This is a genomic window from Pseudomonas sp. HMWF006, assembly GCF_003061205.1.
In the GTDB taxonomy this organism is placed as follows: domain Bacteria; phylum Pseudomonadota; class Gammaproteobacteria; order Pseudomonadales; family Pseudomonadaceae; genus Aquipseudomonas; species Aquipseudomonas monsensis.
In genome coordinates this window covers 17018-33980 of sequence record NZ_QAIU01000500.1, presented here as the reverse complement: position 1 = coordinate 33980, position 16963 = coordinate 17018, and the positions used below count along the sequence as shown (strand labels likewise).

The following is a 16963-nucleotide window of genomic DNA, read 5'->3' as shown; positions in this document are numbered from 1 at the left end:
CACCAGCACCATCAGCCATGCCGCACTGCCCGGCAGCACCGCCAGCAGAAACAGCGCCACCGCGAGGATGATGAACGAATTGATCAGGAAGCCGCGCCGGCTGAATTTGATCGTGCACCAGATGCCGATCAGCGCGCCGAGGATCAGCAGCATGTTCAACATCAGCTCAGTACCGAAGCCTTCGGCCAGGCCCATCTTCTGCAGGATCGACGGCAGAAACGTGTAGATCGCGAAGTACGGCATCACGATGCAGACGAAGAACAGGCAGTTGAACGCCGTGCGTTTGCGGTACTCACGGCTGAACAGCACCGCGTAGCCGGAACGGGTTTGCGTGGTGCGCGTTTCGTCCAGTTCGACATTCTCGCCCAGATGCTTTTTGACAATCGCCCGCGCCTCGGCAATGCGCCCCTGATTGACCAGCCAGCGCGGCGATTCCGGCGTGCCGATGCGCGCAATCAGAATCAGTGCCGCCGGGATCGCTGACGACGCGAGCATCCAGCGCCAGGCGTCATCGCCAAGGCTGAGCATCGCCGTGCCAACGAACGTGGCGGCGACATAACCGAAGGTCCAGATCACGCTGAACGAGCCAAGCAACACACCGCGATGTTTCTTCGGCGAGAACTCGGCGAGCATGGCGTGGCCGACGCTGAAATCACCGCCCAGACCAATGCCGATCAACACCCGACAAAGGAACAGACTCATGGCGGATTCGACGTAGAACTGCATCACCGAAGCGATGGTAATGAGCACGAAGCTGACGAGAAAAATCTTCTGCCGGCCGACCTTGTCCGAAATCCAGCCGAAAAACAGACTGCCGAGAAACAGCCCGATCAACGCCGACGCGCCGATCAGGCCCTGCCAGAACGCATCCAGCTGCATCTGCGGGCTGAGCAAGGTGAACGCGATGCCGATCAGGCCAAGGATGTAGCCGTCGGTGAAGTGCGCGCCGAAGGTCAGCCCGGCGATCTTGATATGAAACCGGCCAATGGGCAGGTCGTCGATTTTTACCGATTGAGCGGACATGTTCGTCTCCAATTGTTGTTATTGACGGAGAAACGGATTGCGCTTGCTTTATCTGTAGGAGTGAGCCAGCTCGCGATGTTGGCGGGTCACTGACCCACCGCTATCGTCGGAACAGGCTCACTCCTACAGAGGTTTTGCGTTGGGTCAGAGGCCACCCATCAACAGGTATTTGATCTCCAGATAGTCATCCAGACCGTACTTCGAACCCTCGCGTCCAAGGCCCGATTCCTTGATGCCGCCGAATGGCGCGACTTCCGTGGAAATGATCCCTTCGTTGATCCCGACCATCCCGGCCTCCAGGCCTTCGGCCATGCGCCAGACCCGGCCGATATCGCGGCTGTAGAAGTACGCCGACAAACCGAAGGGCGTGTCGTTGGCCCGCGCCAGCACCTCGGCCTCATCCTTGAAGCGGAAGCACGCGGCCACCGGGCCGAAGGTTTCGTCCTGGGCGATCAGCATGTCGCCGCTGACCTCAGTGAGGATGGTCGGCTCATAGAAGGTGCCGCCGAGTGCATGACGACGACCGCCGCACAGCAGTGTGGCGCCCTTCTCCAGCGCATCGCTGACATGGCTTTCGACCTTGGCCAGCGCGGCGGTGTTGATCAGCGGGCCTTGCTCGGTTTCACCATCCAGCGCACTGCCGACGCGCATCGCCGCAACCGCTTCGGCAAGATTGCCGGTGAAGGCTTCGTAGACGCTGTCCTGAATGAAGAAGCGATTCACGCACACACAAGTCTGCCCGGTGTTGCGGAATTTCGAGGCCATCGCGCCTTTGACCGCGGCGTCCAGATCGGCATCGTCGAAGACAATGAACGGCGCGTTGCCACCCAGCTCCAGCGAGACTTTTTTCAGGGTGTCGGCAGCCTGACGCATCAGCAGTTTGCCGGTGCGTGTCGAGCCAGTGAACGACAGTTTGCGCACGATGCTCGAGGCTTGCAGCGCACCGCCAATCGCCACCGCATCGCCGGACACGATGTTGAACACGCCCGCTGGAATCCCCGCCTGTTCGGCCAGCACCGCGAGGGCAAACGCCGACAGCGGCGTCTCTTCCGACGGTTTGAGAATCATCGTGCAACCCGCCGCCAAGGCCGGGCCGACCTTGCGGGTGACCATCGCCAGGGGGAAATTCCACGGGGTGATCGCGGCGACCACACCGATGGCTTCCTTGACCACGATGATCCGCGCATCCGCCTTGTGGCTCGGGATTACGTCGCCGTAGGCACGCTTGGCTTCCTCGCCGAACCACTCGAGAAAACTCGCCGCGTAGACCACTTCGCCCATCGCCTCGGCCAGCGGCTTGCCTTGTTCGCGACTGAGCAGCGTGGCCAGGTCCTTCTGGTGGGCGAGCATCAGATCGCTCCAGCGTTTGAGCCGTTGACTGCGTTCCTTGGCAGTAAGTCCGCGCCACATCGGCAATGCACGGTTGGCGGCTTCGATGGCCAGATCGGTCTCCTCGGCGCCAGCTTTCTGCACGTCGGCAATCAGCTCGCCGTTGGCCGGGTTGCGCACCGCATAGGTCTCCCCGCCCTGCCCCCACTGGCCAGCGATAAAGTTGCCGTGACGAATCAACGCGCTCATGCCACCGCCCCCTGCAAAGTGAAACGCTCAAGGCCCGGACGCGCCGTGCGCAGGATGCGTTTACCGGCGGTGTAATCGTTGATCACGTCGCACGGGGTGTAATTGCGCTCCAGTTCGTGCAGCTCATCGGCATCCAGTCTGGTCTCCAGCGCAGCCAAAGCACTGTCGAATTGCGCCGTGGTGTCGGCACCGACCAGCATGCAATCGACCCCCGGATGACTGGCCACCCATGCCTGGGCAATCTGCGCATTCGACACGCCACGGGCGCGTGCCACGCGCTGTACCGAATGGGCGATTTCGAACGAGGCTTCATCGCTGTACATCTGCTGAGTGAAGAAGTCGGTCTGGTTGCGGGTCGATTGCACGTCGCCGGTCAGCAGGCCACGGGCCAACGGGCTGAACACCGAGACACCGATGCCCTGGTCGCGACAGAACGGAATCATCTCGCGCTCTTCTTCGCGGTAGGCGCAGTTCAGCTGCAACTGCATGTTGATCGGCTTGACCCAGCCGTTGCGTTCGCAGGCCATGAGGATCTTCGCCAGTTGCCCGGTGAGCATGGTCGACACGCCGATGTAACGCGCCTTGCCGGAACGCACAATGTCGTTCAGTGCGCCCATGGTCTCTTCGACCGGGGTGTTGACATCGAAGTAATGCAGCATGAACACGTCAACGTAATCCATGTCCAGACGCTTCAGCGAGGCGTCGATGCTGTCCATGATGTGTTTGCGCGAATGGCCGCTGGCGTTGATCCCGCTACGGGTGCCGTAGCCGACCTTGGTGGTGATTACCAGGTCCTCGCGGCGGGCCAGGCGCTTGACGATGCGCCCGACCACTTCTTCGCCGACCCCGGCGGAATAGAAATCTGCCAGGTCGATGAAGTTGACGCCGTTGTCCAGCGCATGGGCAACGATCGGTTCGCTCTGTTTTTCATTGAAGATCCATGGCTTCCAGTCCGGCGTGCCCATGTTCATGGTGCCCAGGCACAGGCGGGAAACTTGCAGGCCGGAGTTGCCCAAACGAATGTATTGCATGGCGCGGACCTCAGGCTTTTGGCGTGTAGAAAGGATTGCTGATGTGGTTGACCACATCGGCCAGTTGCGCGGTTTCCGGCTTGCCGGTCAGGGCGGCGCGAATCGCGGTGCGGCAGGCGTTGTAGTTGTTCAAATAGACCGCATCGAGGTCGTCGCAGGCCGGATTGACCCAGTTGGCGGTAACGATCGCCCACTCGTCTTCGGCTTCCGGCGGCAAGGTGCCGTCGAGCAGCGCTTCAAGCACGGCTTTGGCAATCCCGGCCTGCGACGCGCCCCAGGTGGCGTTGCCGTGCAAGTCGCTGCTGATTGCAGCCTTGTTCACATACAGAGTCATCGGCTTGACCGGGATGTTCGGCTGGGCGATCACCATGAACGGGCAATGGCCCTGGCTCGGCGACGCGAGGCTGTTGGCAAACGCCTGCCCGGCCGGGCCGTTGCGCGGGCCGATCAGGATATTGATGTGCGCGGCGTTCACGCCCGGGCCTTCGAAACCTTCACCGATGTACAGGTCGAGTTCTTTCATCAGTCATTACTCTTTTGCGCTACGAGGGATGGTCGATCGCTCACACGGGCCGAATGGCCGGTGCGCTCAATAACAGGCGTGGGGAGGTGCGGCGGGAGAAAAGGGGCATGGCTGCAAACGCTCTCTGGTTGTTATTGATGAGCTGTGTTTGCGATTTTTTAACACCGGGGCTGGCGGTGCCTGTAACCATTAAAAATCATGGGGCCATGAGTTTTGGTCATAGCCCTGGATGCGCATTCCGACAGGCGAAAAAAAAGCAGAGACCGTTGATAGGGTTTCTGCTTTTTTTGCACCCGAAATGCCCTTAAAGGCAATCGCGCACCGATTTGCGCAACGATCCGGACTTGGCCCACGGCGGCCCCTGATACAACGAAACCCGGCTGCCGTCCTTGTACTTGACGATATCGAGAATCTCGTCGGCCGTGATTACGCTGGGCGCGGTGATGCGATAACCATTGGATATCGAAGTCTGCGCGGTCTTGGCGACATCCTGTTGCCACAACGGTAATACGCACGCGGCATAGTCCTTGGGGGGCTTGGCACTGGTCTTGCTGATATTCGGCTCTCCCGGCACCAGCGATGCCGGCAACGAACAACCCGCCAACATGGCCAACGCCAACCCCCCGATCCATATCCGCATGGTGTATCCCTGTTCTGAAAAAAGTGAATGTAACGTGTAACCGGGTACACATCCATCGTGGCACTGCGCCCGCGATGGCGTTTGGACAATTTTTTACATCCATCAGTCCAATGGCAGACGGGCCTTGCCCCACAGACAAGAAATGCGACTACTCTGTTTTACCGAGAATGTTCTGGAGGTGATCATGCGGCTCAATGAATACGAACACGAACTTCAGCGCGACCTGCAAAGTGTTGCATCGGATCTGCGCTGGTCGGCAGTTGACCTCAAGCGCATCGCTGAACTGTTGCGCAAATCCGGCAACGAGGCGGACGCGCAAACGGTACTGAGATCCTGCGAGGTCCTGCAAAGCGATGAGGAGCGGTTGCAACTGTATGCCAAGGAAGTGAAGGCCCGCGCCATCAGCCGAACCAAAGTGCACTGACACCGCTCGTCTGCCCCCGCAAACAAAAGCCCCGGCAAACCGGGGCTCTTTCATTACACAGGCTTCAACTGGCCGTGTGACTCTGCACACGCATCGCGCGTTTTTTGTAGCCGGGCAGTGCAGCGGCATACGCCAGCGCTTCCTCTTTGCTGCCAAATGACGCCAGCCGATCGCCTTGCGTGCACACCCGCCACGGACCGTTGTTCACGCTGAGCACGTCGTAACCGTTCATGTGCATCCTGTTCAACATTGGAGTGCTCATGGGGTACCTCCCTTTTCGCTAACAGTGGATCCAGCTTCACCGGCTCACCTTACACCCTGATCCGTACGAGAGGCCGACCGGGCGTCGCGACATTTGCCTGTCAAGGTACAGGCACTTTTCGCGCAGAACGTGTCTCCAACGTCCGACGGAACCTTTAAAACCGGGCCCGGCTCAAATATTGCAGTTTGGTTTCATTTTTATGTCAGCCCCAAAACAGGTAACAGATGAAAGTACGCGCGACCGTCATTTGCGAACAGGACCGCCATGTGCTCCTGGTACGCAAGCCCCGCTTTCGCTGGACATTGCCCGGGGGCAAAGTCGAGCCAGGGGAAACCCGGGCAGAAGCTGCCACGCGCGAATTGCAGGAAGAAACCGGACTGGATGCTGACGACATGTTGTATGTCATGGAACTGCACAGCGGCAGCACCCAGCATCACGTCTACGAAGCGTCAGTGACGAATATCGAACGGTTGCGCCCGCAAAACGAAATCATCGATTGCATCTGGCATCCGCTGGACGCCGTGCAGAACCTCAGCACCAGTGACGCGACGCTGCGCATCGTGCAGGCATTTCAACGGCGTTTATGAAGGTTTAACCGGCGAACGCCCGGCGCCCGGCGCTCATTTCCGTGCGCAACTCGCCGATGAAGTTGGACAGGTCGCGGATCGTCACGAGATGTTCCGGGGACACACCATTGAGTAGCAGTTCGACACGGCCGCTGTCCGGTTCATACACCTTGATCTGCAGCAGGCCCTGCGCAGTGGGCACGCAATCGCACTTCAACGCAGGAAAGCCGGATTCGACAATCCGGCAAATATCGGCGATGGCCAGCATGGGAGGACGCCTCGCAGGCGATGAGTCGGTCGACCCGTTCAGCATAGATGAGCCCCGTGTGTCGCGCCCGATACAAAATGCCAACCGGGTCACATCTTCCAGTCACATCCTCAGTGGGCGTCATGATCCCGGATCCAGCCCCAAATACCCGTCAGTGCGAGCCGGGTTTGGTCGCGCTGCTCGTTTCAATGCGTCAGCGCCTGCTGAAAGGACGTGTCGATGATCCCGGCAGTGGCCAGCGGTGCCGGCAGTGCCTTGACCTTGAACAGAAAGTCCGCGGTGCTTTGCAGATCGGCGGCTGCCTGCTGATCGACCGGACCGACGCTCATGTGCGCCTGACGCAACCAGTGCCGTGAAACCGCCTGATCGAGATTGGCTTTCTTCGCCCACAGATCGGCGTACTCATCGGTGTGGCTGTCGACCCAGGCCCGCGCCTGCTTCAAACGCCCGAGAAAATCGGCGATCGCTTCGCGCTTGCTGTCGATTGAAGGGGCAGACGCGGCGATGGCACTCAAGCCCGGCATCAGGTTTTTCGCGGTCAGAATCGGCCGCGCACCGGAAAATACAATCTGTTGCGAAATGTACGGTTCCCACACCGGGAAGGCGTCGATGCTGCCCTGTGGCAAAGCGGCAGCGGCATCAATGGGCATCAGTTTGACGAAATCGACGTAGTTTTCCGGCAAGCCGCCCTGCTCCAGCGCACGCAGGGTCAATTGCTGGCTCCAGGCACCAGGCCAATAGGCGACCTTCTTGCCTTTCAGATCAGCGATGGTGTGTACCGGTGAATCCTTTGGCACGAGCAGCGCGATGGTGTCGGGGTTCTGCCGCGAAACGCCGATCAGCTTCACCGGCGCCTGTTTCGCGGCCAGGAACAGGAAGCCCGAATCCCCCAAAAACCCGAGATCCAGCGACCCGGTCTGCAAGGCCTCGGCGAGCGGCGCGGCGGCCTGGAAATGTTTCCAGTCAACGCTGTAAGGCGCACCTTTCAACACGCCGGACGCTTCTATCGAGGCGCGGATGTTGTAGTAATTCTGGTCGCCGACATGCAGGACCAGAGGTTCGGCAGCGTAAGACAGTGGTGAGACGAACAGCGCAGCAGTCAGCGCGGTGCGTAGGAAACGGGAAAGCTTCATGACGAGTCCTGCAAAGGGGATTTGCATAGACCATAACGCTCTTAATAAAAGCTTTTGAAATTCGATTAATGCATAAGCTCATCACCGTTGATCTGGACTGTTGGCCGCGCAACAGTGCCGCGCCACACTGTTCTTCAGGCAACACTTCCAACCTTGCAAAGCGCCGAAAAACCCTTGTAATCCGGGCAGTCCGCACACATGGCACAGAGCCTGCAATATTCCATTGATGCAGGAAGCATTCGATAAAAATATCTTTTTGGACATAAGCAACTTGTGCCTTTGCCGGAGCGCTCCCATGAAATCGTTGTTGCCGTTTCCCCGCCTTAAAACGTTGCTCGTCGCCGGCGCCCTGGTTCTGGGCCTGCAACCGCTGGCTCACGCCGAAACCGCGCCGGCGCAAGTCCATCTCGACTACGCCTACTACTCGCCCGTCAGCCTGGTGCTGAAACACTTCGGCTTCCTCGAAAAAGCCCTGCCGGACACCCAAGTCAGCTGGGTGCTGAGCCAGGGCAGCAACCGCTCGCTGGAATACCTCAATAGCGGTGGCGTCGATTTCGCGTCCAGCGCCAGCCTCGCCGCCGTGCTGAGTCGCGCCAACGGCAGTCCGATCAAATCGGTGTACGTTTACAGCCGTGCGGAATGGACCGCGCTGGTGGTGCGCAAAGACTCGCCTTACCAATCCATCGCCGACCTCAAAGGCAAGAAAATTGCCGCGACCAAAGGCACCGACCCGTACCTGTTTACCCTGCGCAGCCTGCAACAGGCCGGGCTGAACAAGGACGATGTGGAACTGGTGCATCTGCAACATCCGGACGGTCGGACCGCCCTGGAAAAAGGCGACGTCGATGCCTGGGCCGGCCTCGATCCGCACATGGCCGCCAGTCAGGTGCAGGCCGGTTCGCGCTTGCTGTACCGCAACCCGGCGTTCAACAGCTATGGCGTGGTCAGTGTCACTGAGGCATACGCCAAGGACCATCCGCAGACCATCGCCACGGTGATCAAGGCTTACGAGCAGGCGCGCGACTGGGCACTGAAAAATCCTGACGAGTTCGCCGCCCTCCTCGCCAAAGAGTCCGGGCTGTCGCTGGATGTGGCCAGACTGCAGCTGTCGCGCACCGACCTGAGCAGCCCGCAACTGACCGCCAACGATGTGCTCGCCTCCAAGTCCGCCGCACCGATTCTGGTGTCCGAAGAACTGGTGCGACGTGGCGTCAACGTCGATCAGGTCATCGACCAGTTGCTCGACAGTGGTGTGCAGCAAGCCGTCGCCCGCCAGTAATCGACCAGACTCACGGCCAATCCGCGCGCGTCGCGGATTGGCCGTGTGCGGAGCCAAATCATGTCCCGTTACAGCAAAGCGTTGTCCGCGCCACTCACCGTGGCGCGCAAACGCACGCCTGCCATCCATCCTGCATGGCAACGCCGACTCAAAGGCCTGACCTTGCCGCTGTTGATCATCGTCGCCCTGGAAATCATCGTGCGTAGCGGCTGGTTGCCGTCCCACCAGATGCCAGCGCCGAGCGAGATCGCCCTGACCCTCACCGACCTCGCCGAGGGCGCCTTGTGGAAACACATCGCTGCGAGCCTGATTCGCGTGCTGCTGGGTTTCGCCATCGGCGCCAGCCTGGCGCTGGCGTTTGCCGCGTGGGTCGGTTTGAGCCGCGAGGCCGAGGCGTATCTGGAACCGACCTTCGCCGCGCTCCGCGCCATTCCAAGCCTGGCCTGGGTGCCGTTGTTGCTGCTGTGGCTGGGTATCGACGAGACGTCGAAAATTGTCTTGATCGCCATCGGCGCGTTCTTTCCGGTATACGCCAATGGCGTCGCGGCCATCCGCAACATTGATCGCAAATGGGTCGAGGTCGGGCGCATCTATGGTTTCAGCCGCTGGCAACTGGTGCGACGGATTCTGCTGCCCGCCGCCCTGCCCGGACTGTTCACCGGGTTGCGCAGCGGCATGAGTCTGGCGTGGATGTTTCTGGTCGCCGCCGAATTGATTGCGGCGACCAAAGGCCTGGGTTATCTGCTCAGTGACGGGCGCGAAACCTCGCGTCCGGACATCGTGCTGGCGGCCATCATCGTCCTGGCGTCGCTCGGTAAACTCAGTGATGGTGTGCTCGCCGTCATCGAACGACGCTGGTTGATCTGGCGCGACACGTTCACCGGTCAGGACGCCAGGGATTGAGTCCGCAACAGCGACTAAGCTGACAGCTCCAGCCGGAGATTCAGCCGATGTGCGGACGACTCTCGCAGTACCGCGGTATCCACGATTTCGTGGCGGTGTTGAGCACTCCCGATGCGCTGCTCAATCATGTTGGCGACGCACCACTGAATCGCTACAACGCCGCGCCGACCACGTCGCTGGCCGTGCTGCATCAGCATGAACAACGGTTATATGCCGACAATCTGCGCTGGGGCTGGCGCCCGCACTGGGCCAGGGATCGCGCCGCGCCGATCAATGCGCGGGTGGAGAAAGTCGCGCACGGCCCGTTCTTCCGGGCGATCTGGCGCCATCGTCTGATCGTACCGGTGGACAACTGGTTTGAATGGGTCGACGCAGCGGACAACACCCGACAACCATGGCTGATCCGTCGGGCAGACCGCTCAGCGGTATTCTGCGCGGCCATCGGTCAGTTTCCGACAGCGGATCGCGAGCCGCGAGACGACGATGGTTTCGTGATCATCACCGCCGACAGCAAGGGCGGTATGCTCGATATTCACGACCGCCGGCCGGTGGTATTCAGCGCAGCACTGGCAAACGAATGGCTCGACCCTGCCACACCTGGCGAACGCGCCGAACAGATGCTGCTGTTCGAAGGCGAAGGCAGCGAAATGTTCGAATGGCACAAGGTCGACAAGGCCGTCGGCAACGCGCGCAACCAGGGCGCCAGCCTGATCACCGCAATCCCGTAAACATCCGCCGCCTCCACCCGTTATCTATGACGCTGCCGAAGGCTGCGCCTTCGGGTGACGCAGGATCGTTACAGAGGGTGTTTCATCAATGAAACAGGGCGAAAAACAGACGTTTGAGCGAACTAACCGCCTGTCTGACATTTCACTCGTCATACATACATTTAGAGGCACTACGGATAGCATGCGCGCCGCATTTCCGATTGGCATACCAGTTGACTAAATAGTCAACAAATCAGGAATTCCCTACAACTTTTACAAACCTTGCAGAGAAATAAGTTGCGCGACGATTTTGCAATCAAACAGGTCAGCGGCCTGGAGTGTATTTATCTGTCGATGACAGAACGCTTTGAACTCGACTGTTTTATCGGCCACTACATCAAGACCCGAAACCTGCGTGCCGTGCCCGACATCGAACGCCTCCTGCGCACCACCCTCGAAAGGTATCCCGGCCATCCGCCGGTGATGGTCAACGAGCTCAATGCGTGGATCGACCGAACCTTGGGCTATCGGGCTTCACACCCCGATTTCACGCAGGTGGACGATCTCTGAAACAACGAAAAAGCCCCGCTTGTATGCTTGTGCGGGGCTTTTTCGTGGCAAACGATCAGAACTTGCGATCGGGGTCCGACAGCTCTCTGCCATCGTCGTGTTTCCAGGTTTGTTCCTTGTGTTTTTCCCGCTCGATTTCTTCTTGCGTGGGCTCGTCGGTATCTTCTTCATCCGCTTCCGGATGCTTTTGCTCAGTCGCCATGCGCACCTCCTGTCACAAGTAAAGGGTCATCCTGAAAGCGTAGAACAGTTTTCATCCGGCAACTTACAGCCACCAACGCAACAGAAAAAAGAACGCCATGCTCAATAGCATGCTCAGTAAAGTATTGCGGGTGTAGATGACCAAGGCTATCGCCACCAGCGAACTAAGCAAATACGGATTATCCCACTGCAGATTCAGCTGTTTTTCCGGCATGAACACGATCGGCCCGCAGATCGCCGTGAGCATCCCCGGCACCGCAAAACCGAGAAACTGCCGGGCATTGCTGCTCAAGCGCAAGGGCAACCGCGGCTCAAGAAACACATAGCGATTGAGAAACACCAGAATCCCCATGCCGACAATCACTGCCCAAACCATCATGTGCGCCCCCGATACAGTTTGTTGCAGATAAACCCCGCGGTCATGCCCGCCAACCCCGACAACACCAGCGCCGAGCCCCATTGCCAGTAGCTGAACAACACCGAGCAGAACAACGAGACCGCCACACACACCACTGTCGGGACATTGCGCACCACCGGGGTGATCAAGGCGATGAAGGTCGCAGCAATCGAGAAGTCCAGGCCCAGATGTTCAAGGCCCGGAATGCTGCTGCCCAGAACGATACCGGCCAGCGTGAACAGGTTCCACGCAAGGTAAAACGTCAGGCCGACACCGAGTGCATACCAGCGATTGAACTGCTGCCGGTCATGCTGACTGGTCAGGGCAAAGAGTTCGTCGGTGAGCAAGAAGCCCAGGCCGATGCGCCAGCGCCCCGGCAGCGGCGCAATCACCGAACGCATGCTCATGCCGTACAACAAATGTTGCGACGTGAGCAGCAGCGTGGTCAGCAGAATCGAGAACATCCCGGCACCGCCCTTGAGCATCCCGATCGCCACCAATTGCGCGGCACCGGCGAACACGATGCTCGACAGGCCCTGCCCTTGCAGCGGCGTGAGATTGGCTTCGATCGCCATGGAGCCGGCCAGCAGCCCCCACGGTGCGGTCGCCAGCGATAACGGCATGATCGCCGCCGCGCCGCGAAGAAAGGCACTGCGCGGCATGAGTGAGTCAGACATAACGCTCTTCATCCGGAAAACAGCCGCTGACTCTGCCAGCGAAGCGGTATTAATGGCTTGAACAATCTTGCGCACTTACCGCCGATTTTCACCCTGAGCGGCGTAACATACGGCCATTCGCAAACGCGTCAGGGAGACGACATGCTGTATCGAATCGCAGCCGACGGGCTGGTGCTGTTTCATTTGTCCTTCATTCTGTTCGTGCTGTTCGGCGGGCTGCTGGTGCTCAAGTGGCCACGCTTGATGTGGCTGCACCTGCCGGCCGCGGCCTGGGGCGTGGCGGTCGAAGTGTTGCACCTGACCTGTCCGCTGACCTACTGGGAAAACCTGATGCGCCACGCCGCCGGGCAAACCGAATACGCCGGCGGCTTCATCGAGCATTACATCTGGCCGATCATTTACCCGGCCGGGCTGACGCCGCAGATCCAGCTGGCACTCGGCAGCGTGGTGCTGGTGGTCAATCTGTTGGTTTACGGACGCGCGATCCGTCAGTGGAAACTGCGCCGCACCAGCCGAATACCGTTTTAGCGGGAGGCGGGTTTCAACGCTTCGAGCCAGGCCGGATCCAGGCGCTTCTGGTCAAGATCCAGACCCAGCGCCTGCATCCGTTCCTTGTGTGCTTCGACTTCCCGCTGCAACTGCGCATGATCGCTGGAGTTACCGTCCAGTTCGTGCATCTGGGTCAACCCCAGATGATAGAAACGCAGCACCTTCATCGCCGCCGGATCATTCTGCGCCACCGCCGCCGTTACCTGGTGCATCACGTTGGTCACGCTCATCAGACTGCGCTTGAGCCGCCAGCTATAGACCGCCGGCGCCATCCACGCCTGATGCCAGAACTGCCCGCGCAACAACGCCGCCGTCAGCAGAAACGCGACGAACACCCCACCGACATTAAAGCGCAGGTTATCTCCGCCAGCTTCGCCGAACAGCGCCACCGCCGCCGTGGAAAAACCCATCGCCAGCACCAGGAACAGCGCGGCGATGATGATCGTGCTGCGGCGGGTCTGCTGGCGAAACGTTGCTGCATCCATCGGCTGAATCTCGAACATCAGGCATGACTTCCTTGAGCGATAAAAAGGGCAACGGAAAAAACTCGCTGCGCATTATCGCCTCTGCGCGCGATTTAGCTATGCTGGGGGCCCTTTTCATCTTTTCAGCGTCCAACGGGGACATGGCGGTACCGCGCAGATCGTGCCATCTTCATTCATGGATACACACTATTCGGATGCCATCCGCCTGGTTCGGGATGACATCGTTTTAAGGATCATTGCATGACCCAACGACACGTAATCAATGCCTCGGTCAGCCCGAAAGGCAGCCTGGAAACCCTTTCTCAACGTGAAGTTCAACAACTGAGCGAAGCCGGATCCGGCAGCACCTACACCCTCTTCCGCCAGTGCGCCCTGGCCATTCTCAACACCGGCGCCCATGTCGATAACGCCAAGACCATCCTTGAAGCCTATAAAGACTTCGAAATCCGCATTCACCAGCAGGATCGTGGCGTGCGCCTCGAATTGCTGAACGCCCCCGCCGATGCTTTCGTCGACGGCGAAATGATCGCCAGCACCCGCGAAATGCTGTTCAGCGCCCTGCGTGACATCGTCTACACCGAGAACGAACTCGACAGCCAGCGCATCGACCTCAGCACCTCGCAAGGCATCAGCGACTACGTCTTCCACCTGCTGCGCAATGCGCGCACCCTGCGCCCAGGCGTGGAGCCGAAAATCGTCGTCTGCTGGGGCGGGCACTCGATCAACACCGAAGAATACAAATACACCAAGAAAGTCGGCCACGAACTGGGCCTGCGCAGCCTCGACATCTGCACCGGTTGCGGCCCCGGCGTGATGAAAGGCCCAATGAAAGGTGCGACCATCGCCCACGCCAAACAACGCATCCACGGCGGGCGCTACCTCGGTCTGACCGAGCCGGGCATCATCGCCGCCGAAGCACCGAACCCGATCGTCAACGAACTGGTGATCTTGCCGGACATCGAGAAACGTCTGGAAGCGTTCGTCCGTGTCGGCCACGGCATCATCATCTTCCCGGGCGGCGCCGGGACCGCCGAAGAGTTCCTCTATCTGCTGGGCATCCTGATGCACCCGGACAACGCCGGTTTGCCATTCCCGGTGATCCTGACCGGGCCGAAACATGCCGCACCGTATCTGGAGCAGCTCGACGCTTTCGTCATCGCGACCCTGGGCGAAGCGGCGAAACAGCACTACGAAATCATCATCGACGACCCGACTGAAGTGGCGCGGCAGATGACTCAGGGCCTGAAAGCCGTGAAGCAGTTCCGCCGCGAGCGCAACGACGCGTTCCACTTCAACTGGCTGCTGAAAATCGACGAAGGCTTCCAGCGCCCGTTCGATCCGACCCACGAAAACATGGCCAACCTGAAACTGCACCGCGACCAGCCACCGCACGAACTGGCAGCCAACCTGCGCCGGGCGTTCTCCGGCATCGTCGCCGGCAACGTCAAGGACAAGGGCATTCGCCTGATCGAAGAACACGGGCCGTACCAGATCCGCGGTGACGCGGCGATCATGCAACCGCTCGATCTGCTGCTCAAAGCCTTCGTCGCCCAGCACCGGATGAAACTGCCGGGCGGTGCGGCGTACGTGCCGTGCTATCGCGTGGTGGCGTAACCCTCACCGCTGATGCGACTCCCTGTGGGAGCCCACCTGCTGGCGATAGGGTCATCAGATTCAACATCATTGTTGACTGATAATCCGCTATCGCCAGCAGGCGGGCTCCCACAGTTGTTTAAGGGTGAACCCGACGCTGCCAATCCGCCTTTATTTCTGACACAAAAGCCCCGTACTTTCCTCACGACAGCCAGCCTCGGCCCGTACTAAGCTTCGCGATCAATTTTTCAGGGACGAGTCATGAAACGGATTGCCGCATATTTGCTTTCAATGTTGGCTCAGACGGCCAATGCGGCGGATCTGCAATTGCTCACCGACTACCATCCGCCTCTGCATTTTCAACAAGGCGAGCAGTTAGTCGGCTTTGGCGTAGATATCGTGCGCGCACTGGCTAAAACAACCGGTGATCAGATCCATCTCCAACAAGTCCCGCTGCTCCGCGCGCTGCGTATGGCTAGCGACACCCCGGACACCGGCGTCTTCACCGTATTGCGCACCGACGAACGCGACAATCGCTACCAGTGGGTCGGGCCGCTGATCGAAGTGGAGACTGCGCTCTATGCGCAGGACAATCGCCAACCGCGTGTACGCAGCCTGCACGAGGCCGACCGGGCGGGCCGCATCACCGTGCCGCGCAAGTGGCTGGTCTACAGCTATTTGCAGAGGCAGGACCTGAACAATCTTTATGGCGTGGAAACCCCGGAGCAAATGATGCGGCTGTTCAGTCTGGGGCGGACTGACTTCGTGGTGACTGACACGCTGTCCTTTGCGTCCCTTGCCCGCGAACAGGGCATGGAGCCCGGGCGCTTGCAGTACCAGATCCCGTTGATGAAACAGGACACTTACATCGCCTTCTCGCTGCAAACCGACCCGCGTCAGGTTGCGCGTTGGCAGCGGGCGCTGGACAGCTTGCGCGCCGATGGCCGCCTTGAGCAGATTCGCCAGCGCTGGCTGGTGGGGGCATTGCCGAGATGATCATCGGTTGAGCGGGGCCCATCGCTGGCAAGCCAGGCTCCCACAGATTGCGCAGTGCCAGCAAAATTGTCGCCATACCTCGGCCCCTGTGGCAGCTGGCTTGCCAGCGATGGGGCCGTAAGCGAACAAGCTCAAATCACCAGACGCGCCGCCAACGCCTTGGCCTGCGACGCCACATCCGTCACCGCCGTGCTCTCCCACCACATCCCGCGCAACGGCGGCCCCATGGCGAACAGACGACGCGCCTTGCCCCCCTCTGCGTCCAGCACCGCGCCATCTGTTGCCGCCGCAATCCCCAACGCCAACGGCCCCGGCTGCACCAGCCCACGTGCCAGCAGTTGCTGCGGCAGCGGTCGTGCCACCCGCCGCCAGTCATACTCGATGCCACTGGAGTTGATCAGCGCCGCACCCTGCACCGCACAGGTTTCAGTTTCGCCACGACGCCGGATACGAATACTCACCCCGCCGTTCGCAGTCGGCTCAAGCCCCTTGAACGATGCGGCTTGAATCCGTAAACGCCCTTCACCACGCAACCGCTCAACCAACTCGGCACTCAGCGGCGGCGAACGATGGTGATGACTTTCCCACCACGGCCGCACATGCCGTACGAATTGTCGACGTTGCACGTCAGTCGCCTGACTCCACAAGCGTGCGATGTGAGCGCGAACCGTGTCCAGTGGCGCCTGCCAGTCAACGCCTTGGGCGATGGCATCCCGACAATGCCGACGCAGTTCGCGCAACAGCTGTCGCGGCGTACGAATGCTGTAATCCGCAGCCAGGAAATCCGTCCACGCTGGCGGTTGCCGCCGCACATGGGGCAGTAGCCCGTGACGGGAGAACACTTCGATCGGCCCACGATGCCCGGCCTGTTCCAGCGACACCACGGCATCGACCATGGTCAGGCCAGAGCCGATGATCAGCACGGTCGAGTGTGGATCGAGCAAGCGCATGGCGTTCACGTCCCACGGATCGAGCGTGGCGGCATTGAGGCCGCTGGAGTGCTTTTGCGGCGTGCGCGCAGCCGGGAACATGCCGGTCGCCAGCACCGCAAAGGCGCCGCTCACCTGTCGACCGTCGTGCAACGTCAGTTGCACCGAGTCGGCGTCCGCCTGCAAATCGACGACCTCCGCGCACAGGTGCACGACGCTCGAGCCATGT

At 60.2% G+C, this 16963-nt stretch carries 22 protein-coding genes; 9 read left to right on the top strand and 13 right to left on the bottom strand.

Features of this window, described 5'->3' with window-relative positions; translation table 11 throughout:
- From DBR24_RS22215 to DBR24_RS22195, 5 genes are all read right to left on the bottom strand, one after another.
- Window positions 1-1023: MFS transporter (locus DBR24_RS22215; RefSeq protein ID WP_128615809.1), on the bottom strand; the 1023-nt coding region annotated here is incomplete at its 3' end.
- A 144-nt stretch (window positions 1024-1167) separates the two neighbouring features.
- Window positions 1168-2601 carry an NAD-dependent succinate-semialdehyde dehydrogenase gene (locus DBR24_RS22210; protein ID WP_128615808.1) on the bottom strand — a complete coding sequence of 478 codons (1434 nt, stop codon included), beginning with the start codon at window positions 2599-2601 and terminating at the stop codon, window positions 1168-1170.
- A complete protein-coding gene (locus DBR24_RS22205; RefSeq protein ID WP_128615807.1) occupies window positions 2598-3632 on the bottom strand; it encodes an aldo/keto reductase in 1035 nt (344 codons plus the stop codon). Before DBR24_RS22205 ends, DBR24_RS22210 begins: the two co-directional genes overlap by 4 nt.
- A gap of 10 nt (window positions 3633-3642) precedes the next feature.
- On the bottom strand, window positions 3643-4155 hold the full coding sequence (gene fae / locus DBR24_RS22200) for a formaldehyde-activating enzyme (protein ID WP_008043405.1): 513 nt from the start codon (window positions 4153-4155) through the stop codon (window positions 3643-3645).
- 304 nt (window positions 4156-4459) lie between these two features.
- Window positions 4460-4795 carry a hypothetical protein gene (locus DBR24_RS22195; RefSeq protein ID WP_128615806.1) on the bottom strand — a complete coding sequence of 112 codons (336 nt, stop codon included), beginning with the start codon at window positions 4793-4795 and terminating at the stop codon, window positions 4460-4462.
- A 184-nt stretch (window positions 4796-4979) separates the two neighbouring features.
- On the opposite strand from DBR24_RS22195, the gene DBR24_RS22190 reads away from it, so the two are divergent.
- A complete protein-coding gene (locus tag DBR24_RS22190; RefSeq protein ID WP_123467847.1) occupies window positions 4980-5219 on the top strand; it encodes a hypothetical protein in 240 nt (79 codons plus the stop codon).
- 64 nt (window positions 5220-5283) lie between these two features.
- Here DBR24_RS22190 and DBR24_RS22185 read toward each other — a convergent pair whose 3' ends face one another.
- Window positions 5284-5481: a DUF2188 domain-containing protein gene (locus tag DBR24_RS22185; protein ID WP_128615805.1), complete on the bottom strand. Its 198-nt coding sequence runs from the start codon at window positions 5479-5481 to the stop codon at window positions 5284-5286.
- A gap of 224 nt (window positions 5482-5705) precedes the next feature.
- Here DBR24_RS22185 and DBR24_RS22180 point away from each other — a divergent pair, with 224 nt between their 5' ends.
- Window positions 5706-6068 carry an NUDIX hydrolase gene (locus DBR24_RS22180; protein ID WP_128615804.1) on the top strand — a complete coding sequence of 121 codons (363 nt, stop codon included), beginning with the start codon at window positions 5706-5708 and terminating at the stop codon, window positions 6066-6068.
- Window positions 6069-6072: 4 nt separating this feature from the next.
- Here the strand turns inward: DBR24_RS22180 and DBR24_RS22175 are convergent, their stop codons facing one another.
- Both DBR24_RS22175 and DBR24_RS22170 read right to left on the bottom strand, forming a co-directional pair.
- Entirely contained in the window at window positions 6073-6315 is a 243-nt protein-coding gene (locus tag DBR24_RS22175) for a DUF1652 domain-containing protein (protein WP_123467841.1), read from the bottom strand.
- A gap of 185 nt (window positions 6316-6500) precedes the next feature.
- Complete coding sequence (locus DBR24_RS22170) at window positions 6501-7448, bottom strand: ABC transporter substrate-binding protein (protein WP_128615803.1); 948 nt, start codon at window positions 7446-7448, stop codon at window positions 6501-6503.
- A gap of 295 nt (window positions 7449-7743) precedes the next feature.
- Here DBR24_RS22170 and DBR24_RS22165 point away from each other — a divergent pair, with 295 nt between their 5' ends.
- The 4 genes from DBR24_RS22165 (at window position 7744) to DBR24_RS22150 (ending at window position 10907) form a co-directional block, all read left to right on the top strand.
- The gene (locus DBR24_RS22165; protein WP_128615802.1) at window positions 7744-8727 is read left to right on the top strand and encodes an aliphatic sulfonate ABC transporter substrate-binding protein; all 984 of its coding nucleotides are present in this window, start codon (window positions 7744-7746) and stop codon (window positions 8725-8727) included.
- 60 nt (window positions 8728-8787) lie between these two features.
- Entirely contained in the window at window positions 8788-9630 is an 843-nt protein-coding gene (locus DBR24_RS22160) for an ABC transporter permease (RefSeq protein WP_128615801.1), read from the top strand.
- Between the two features lie 47 nt (window positions 9631-9677).
- Window positions 9678-10358 (top strand): SOS response-associated peptidase family protein, encoded by a 681-nt coding sequence (locus DBR24_RS22155; protein ID WP_128615800.1) that lies wholly within the window; start codon window positions 9678-9680, stop codon window positions 10356-10358.
- Between the two features lie 276 nt (window positions 10359-10634).
- Entirely contained in the window at window positions 10635-10907 is a 273-nt protein-coding gene (locus DBR24_RS22150) for a hypothetical protein (protein WP_123467831.1), read from the top strand.
- 55 nt (window positions 10908-10962) lie between these two features.
- On the opposite strand, the gene DBR24_RS31105 is transcribed toward DBR24_RS22150, so the two are convergent.
- From DBR24_RS31105 to DBR24_RS22140, 3 genes are all read right to left on the bottom strand, one after another.
- Complete coding sequence (locus DBR24_RS31105; RefSeq protein ID WP_177490660.1) at window positions 10963-11109, bottom strand: hypothetical protein; 147 nt, start codon at window positions 11107-11109, stop codon at window positions 10963-10965.
- Between the two features lie 63 nt (window positions 11110-11172).
- Window positions 11173-11484, bottom strand: a complete 312-nt coding sequence (locus tag DBR24_RS22145) for an AzlD domain-containing protein (RefSeq protein WP_177490661.1) — start codon at window positions 11482-11484, stop codon at window positions 11173-11175.
- On the bottom strand, window positions 11484-12182 hold the full coding sequence (locus DBR24_RS22140) for an AzlC family ABC transporter permease (RefSeq protein ID WP_128615799.1): 699 nt from the start codon (window positions 12180-12182) through the stop codon (window positions 11484-11486). The genes DBR24_RS22145 and DBR24_RS22140 overlap by 1 nt, the downstream gene beginning before the upstream one ends.
- A 141-nt stretch (window positions 12183-12323) precedes the next feature.
- On the opposite strand from DBR24_RS22140, the gene DBR24_RS22135 reads away from it, so the two are divergent.
- Window positions 12324-12710, top strand: a complete 387-nt coding sequence (locus DBR24_RS22135; RefSeq protein ID WP_123467825.1) for a DUF2784 domain-containing protein — start codon at window positions 12324-12326, stop codon at window positions 12708-12710.
- Here the strand turns inward: DBR24_RS22135 and DBR24_RS22130 are convergent.
- Window positions 12707-13234 carry a DUF3087 domain-containing protein gene (locus DBR24_RS22130; protein ID WP_123467823.1) on the bottom strand — a complete coding sequence of 176 codons (528 nt, stop codon included), beginning with the start codon at window positions 13232-13234 and terminating at the stop codon, window positions 12707-12709. The two genes, DBR24_RS22135 and DBR24_RS22130, sit on opposite strands and share 4 nt — an antisense overlap.
- Before the next feature lie 222 nt (window positions 13235-13456).
- Here DBR24_RS22130 and ppnN point away from each other — a divergent pair, with 222 nt between their 5' ends.
- On the top strand, window positions 13457-14830 hold the full coding sequence (gene ppnN, locus DBR24_RS22125) for a nucleotide 5'-monophosphate nucleosidase PpnN (RefSeq protein WP_123467821.1): 1374 nt from the start codon (window positions 13457-13459) through the stop codon (window positions 14828-14830).
- A gap of 240 nt (window positions 14831-15070) precedes the next feature.
- Window positions 15071-15805: an ABC transporter substrate-binding protein gene (locus DBR24_RS22120; RefSeq protein WP_128615798.1), complete on the top strand. Its 735-nt coding sequence runs from the start codon at window positions 15071-15073 to the stop codon at window positions 15803-15805.
- Window positions 15806-15936: 131 nt separating this feature from the next.
- Here DBR24_RS22120 and DBR24_RS22115 read toward each other — a convergent pair.
- Window positions 15937-16963: FAD/NAD(P)-binding protein (locus DBR24_RS22115; protein WP_256591733.1), on the bottom strand; the 1027-nt coding region annotated here is incomplete at its 5' end.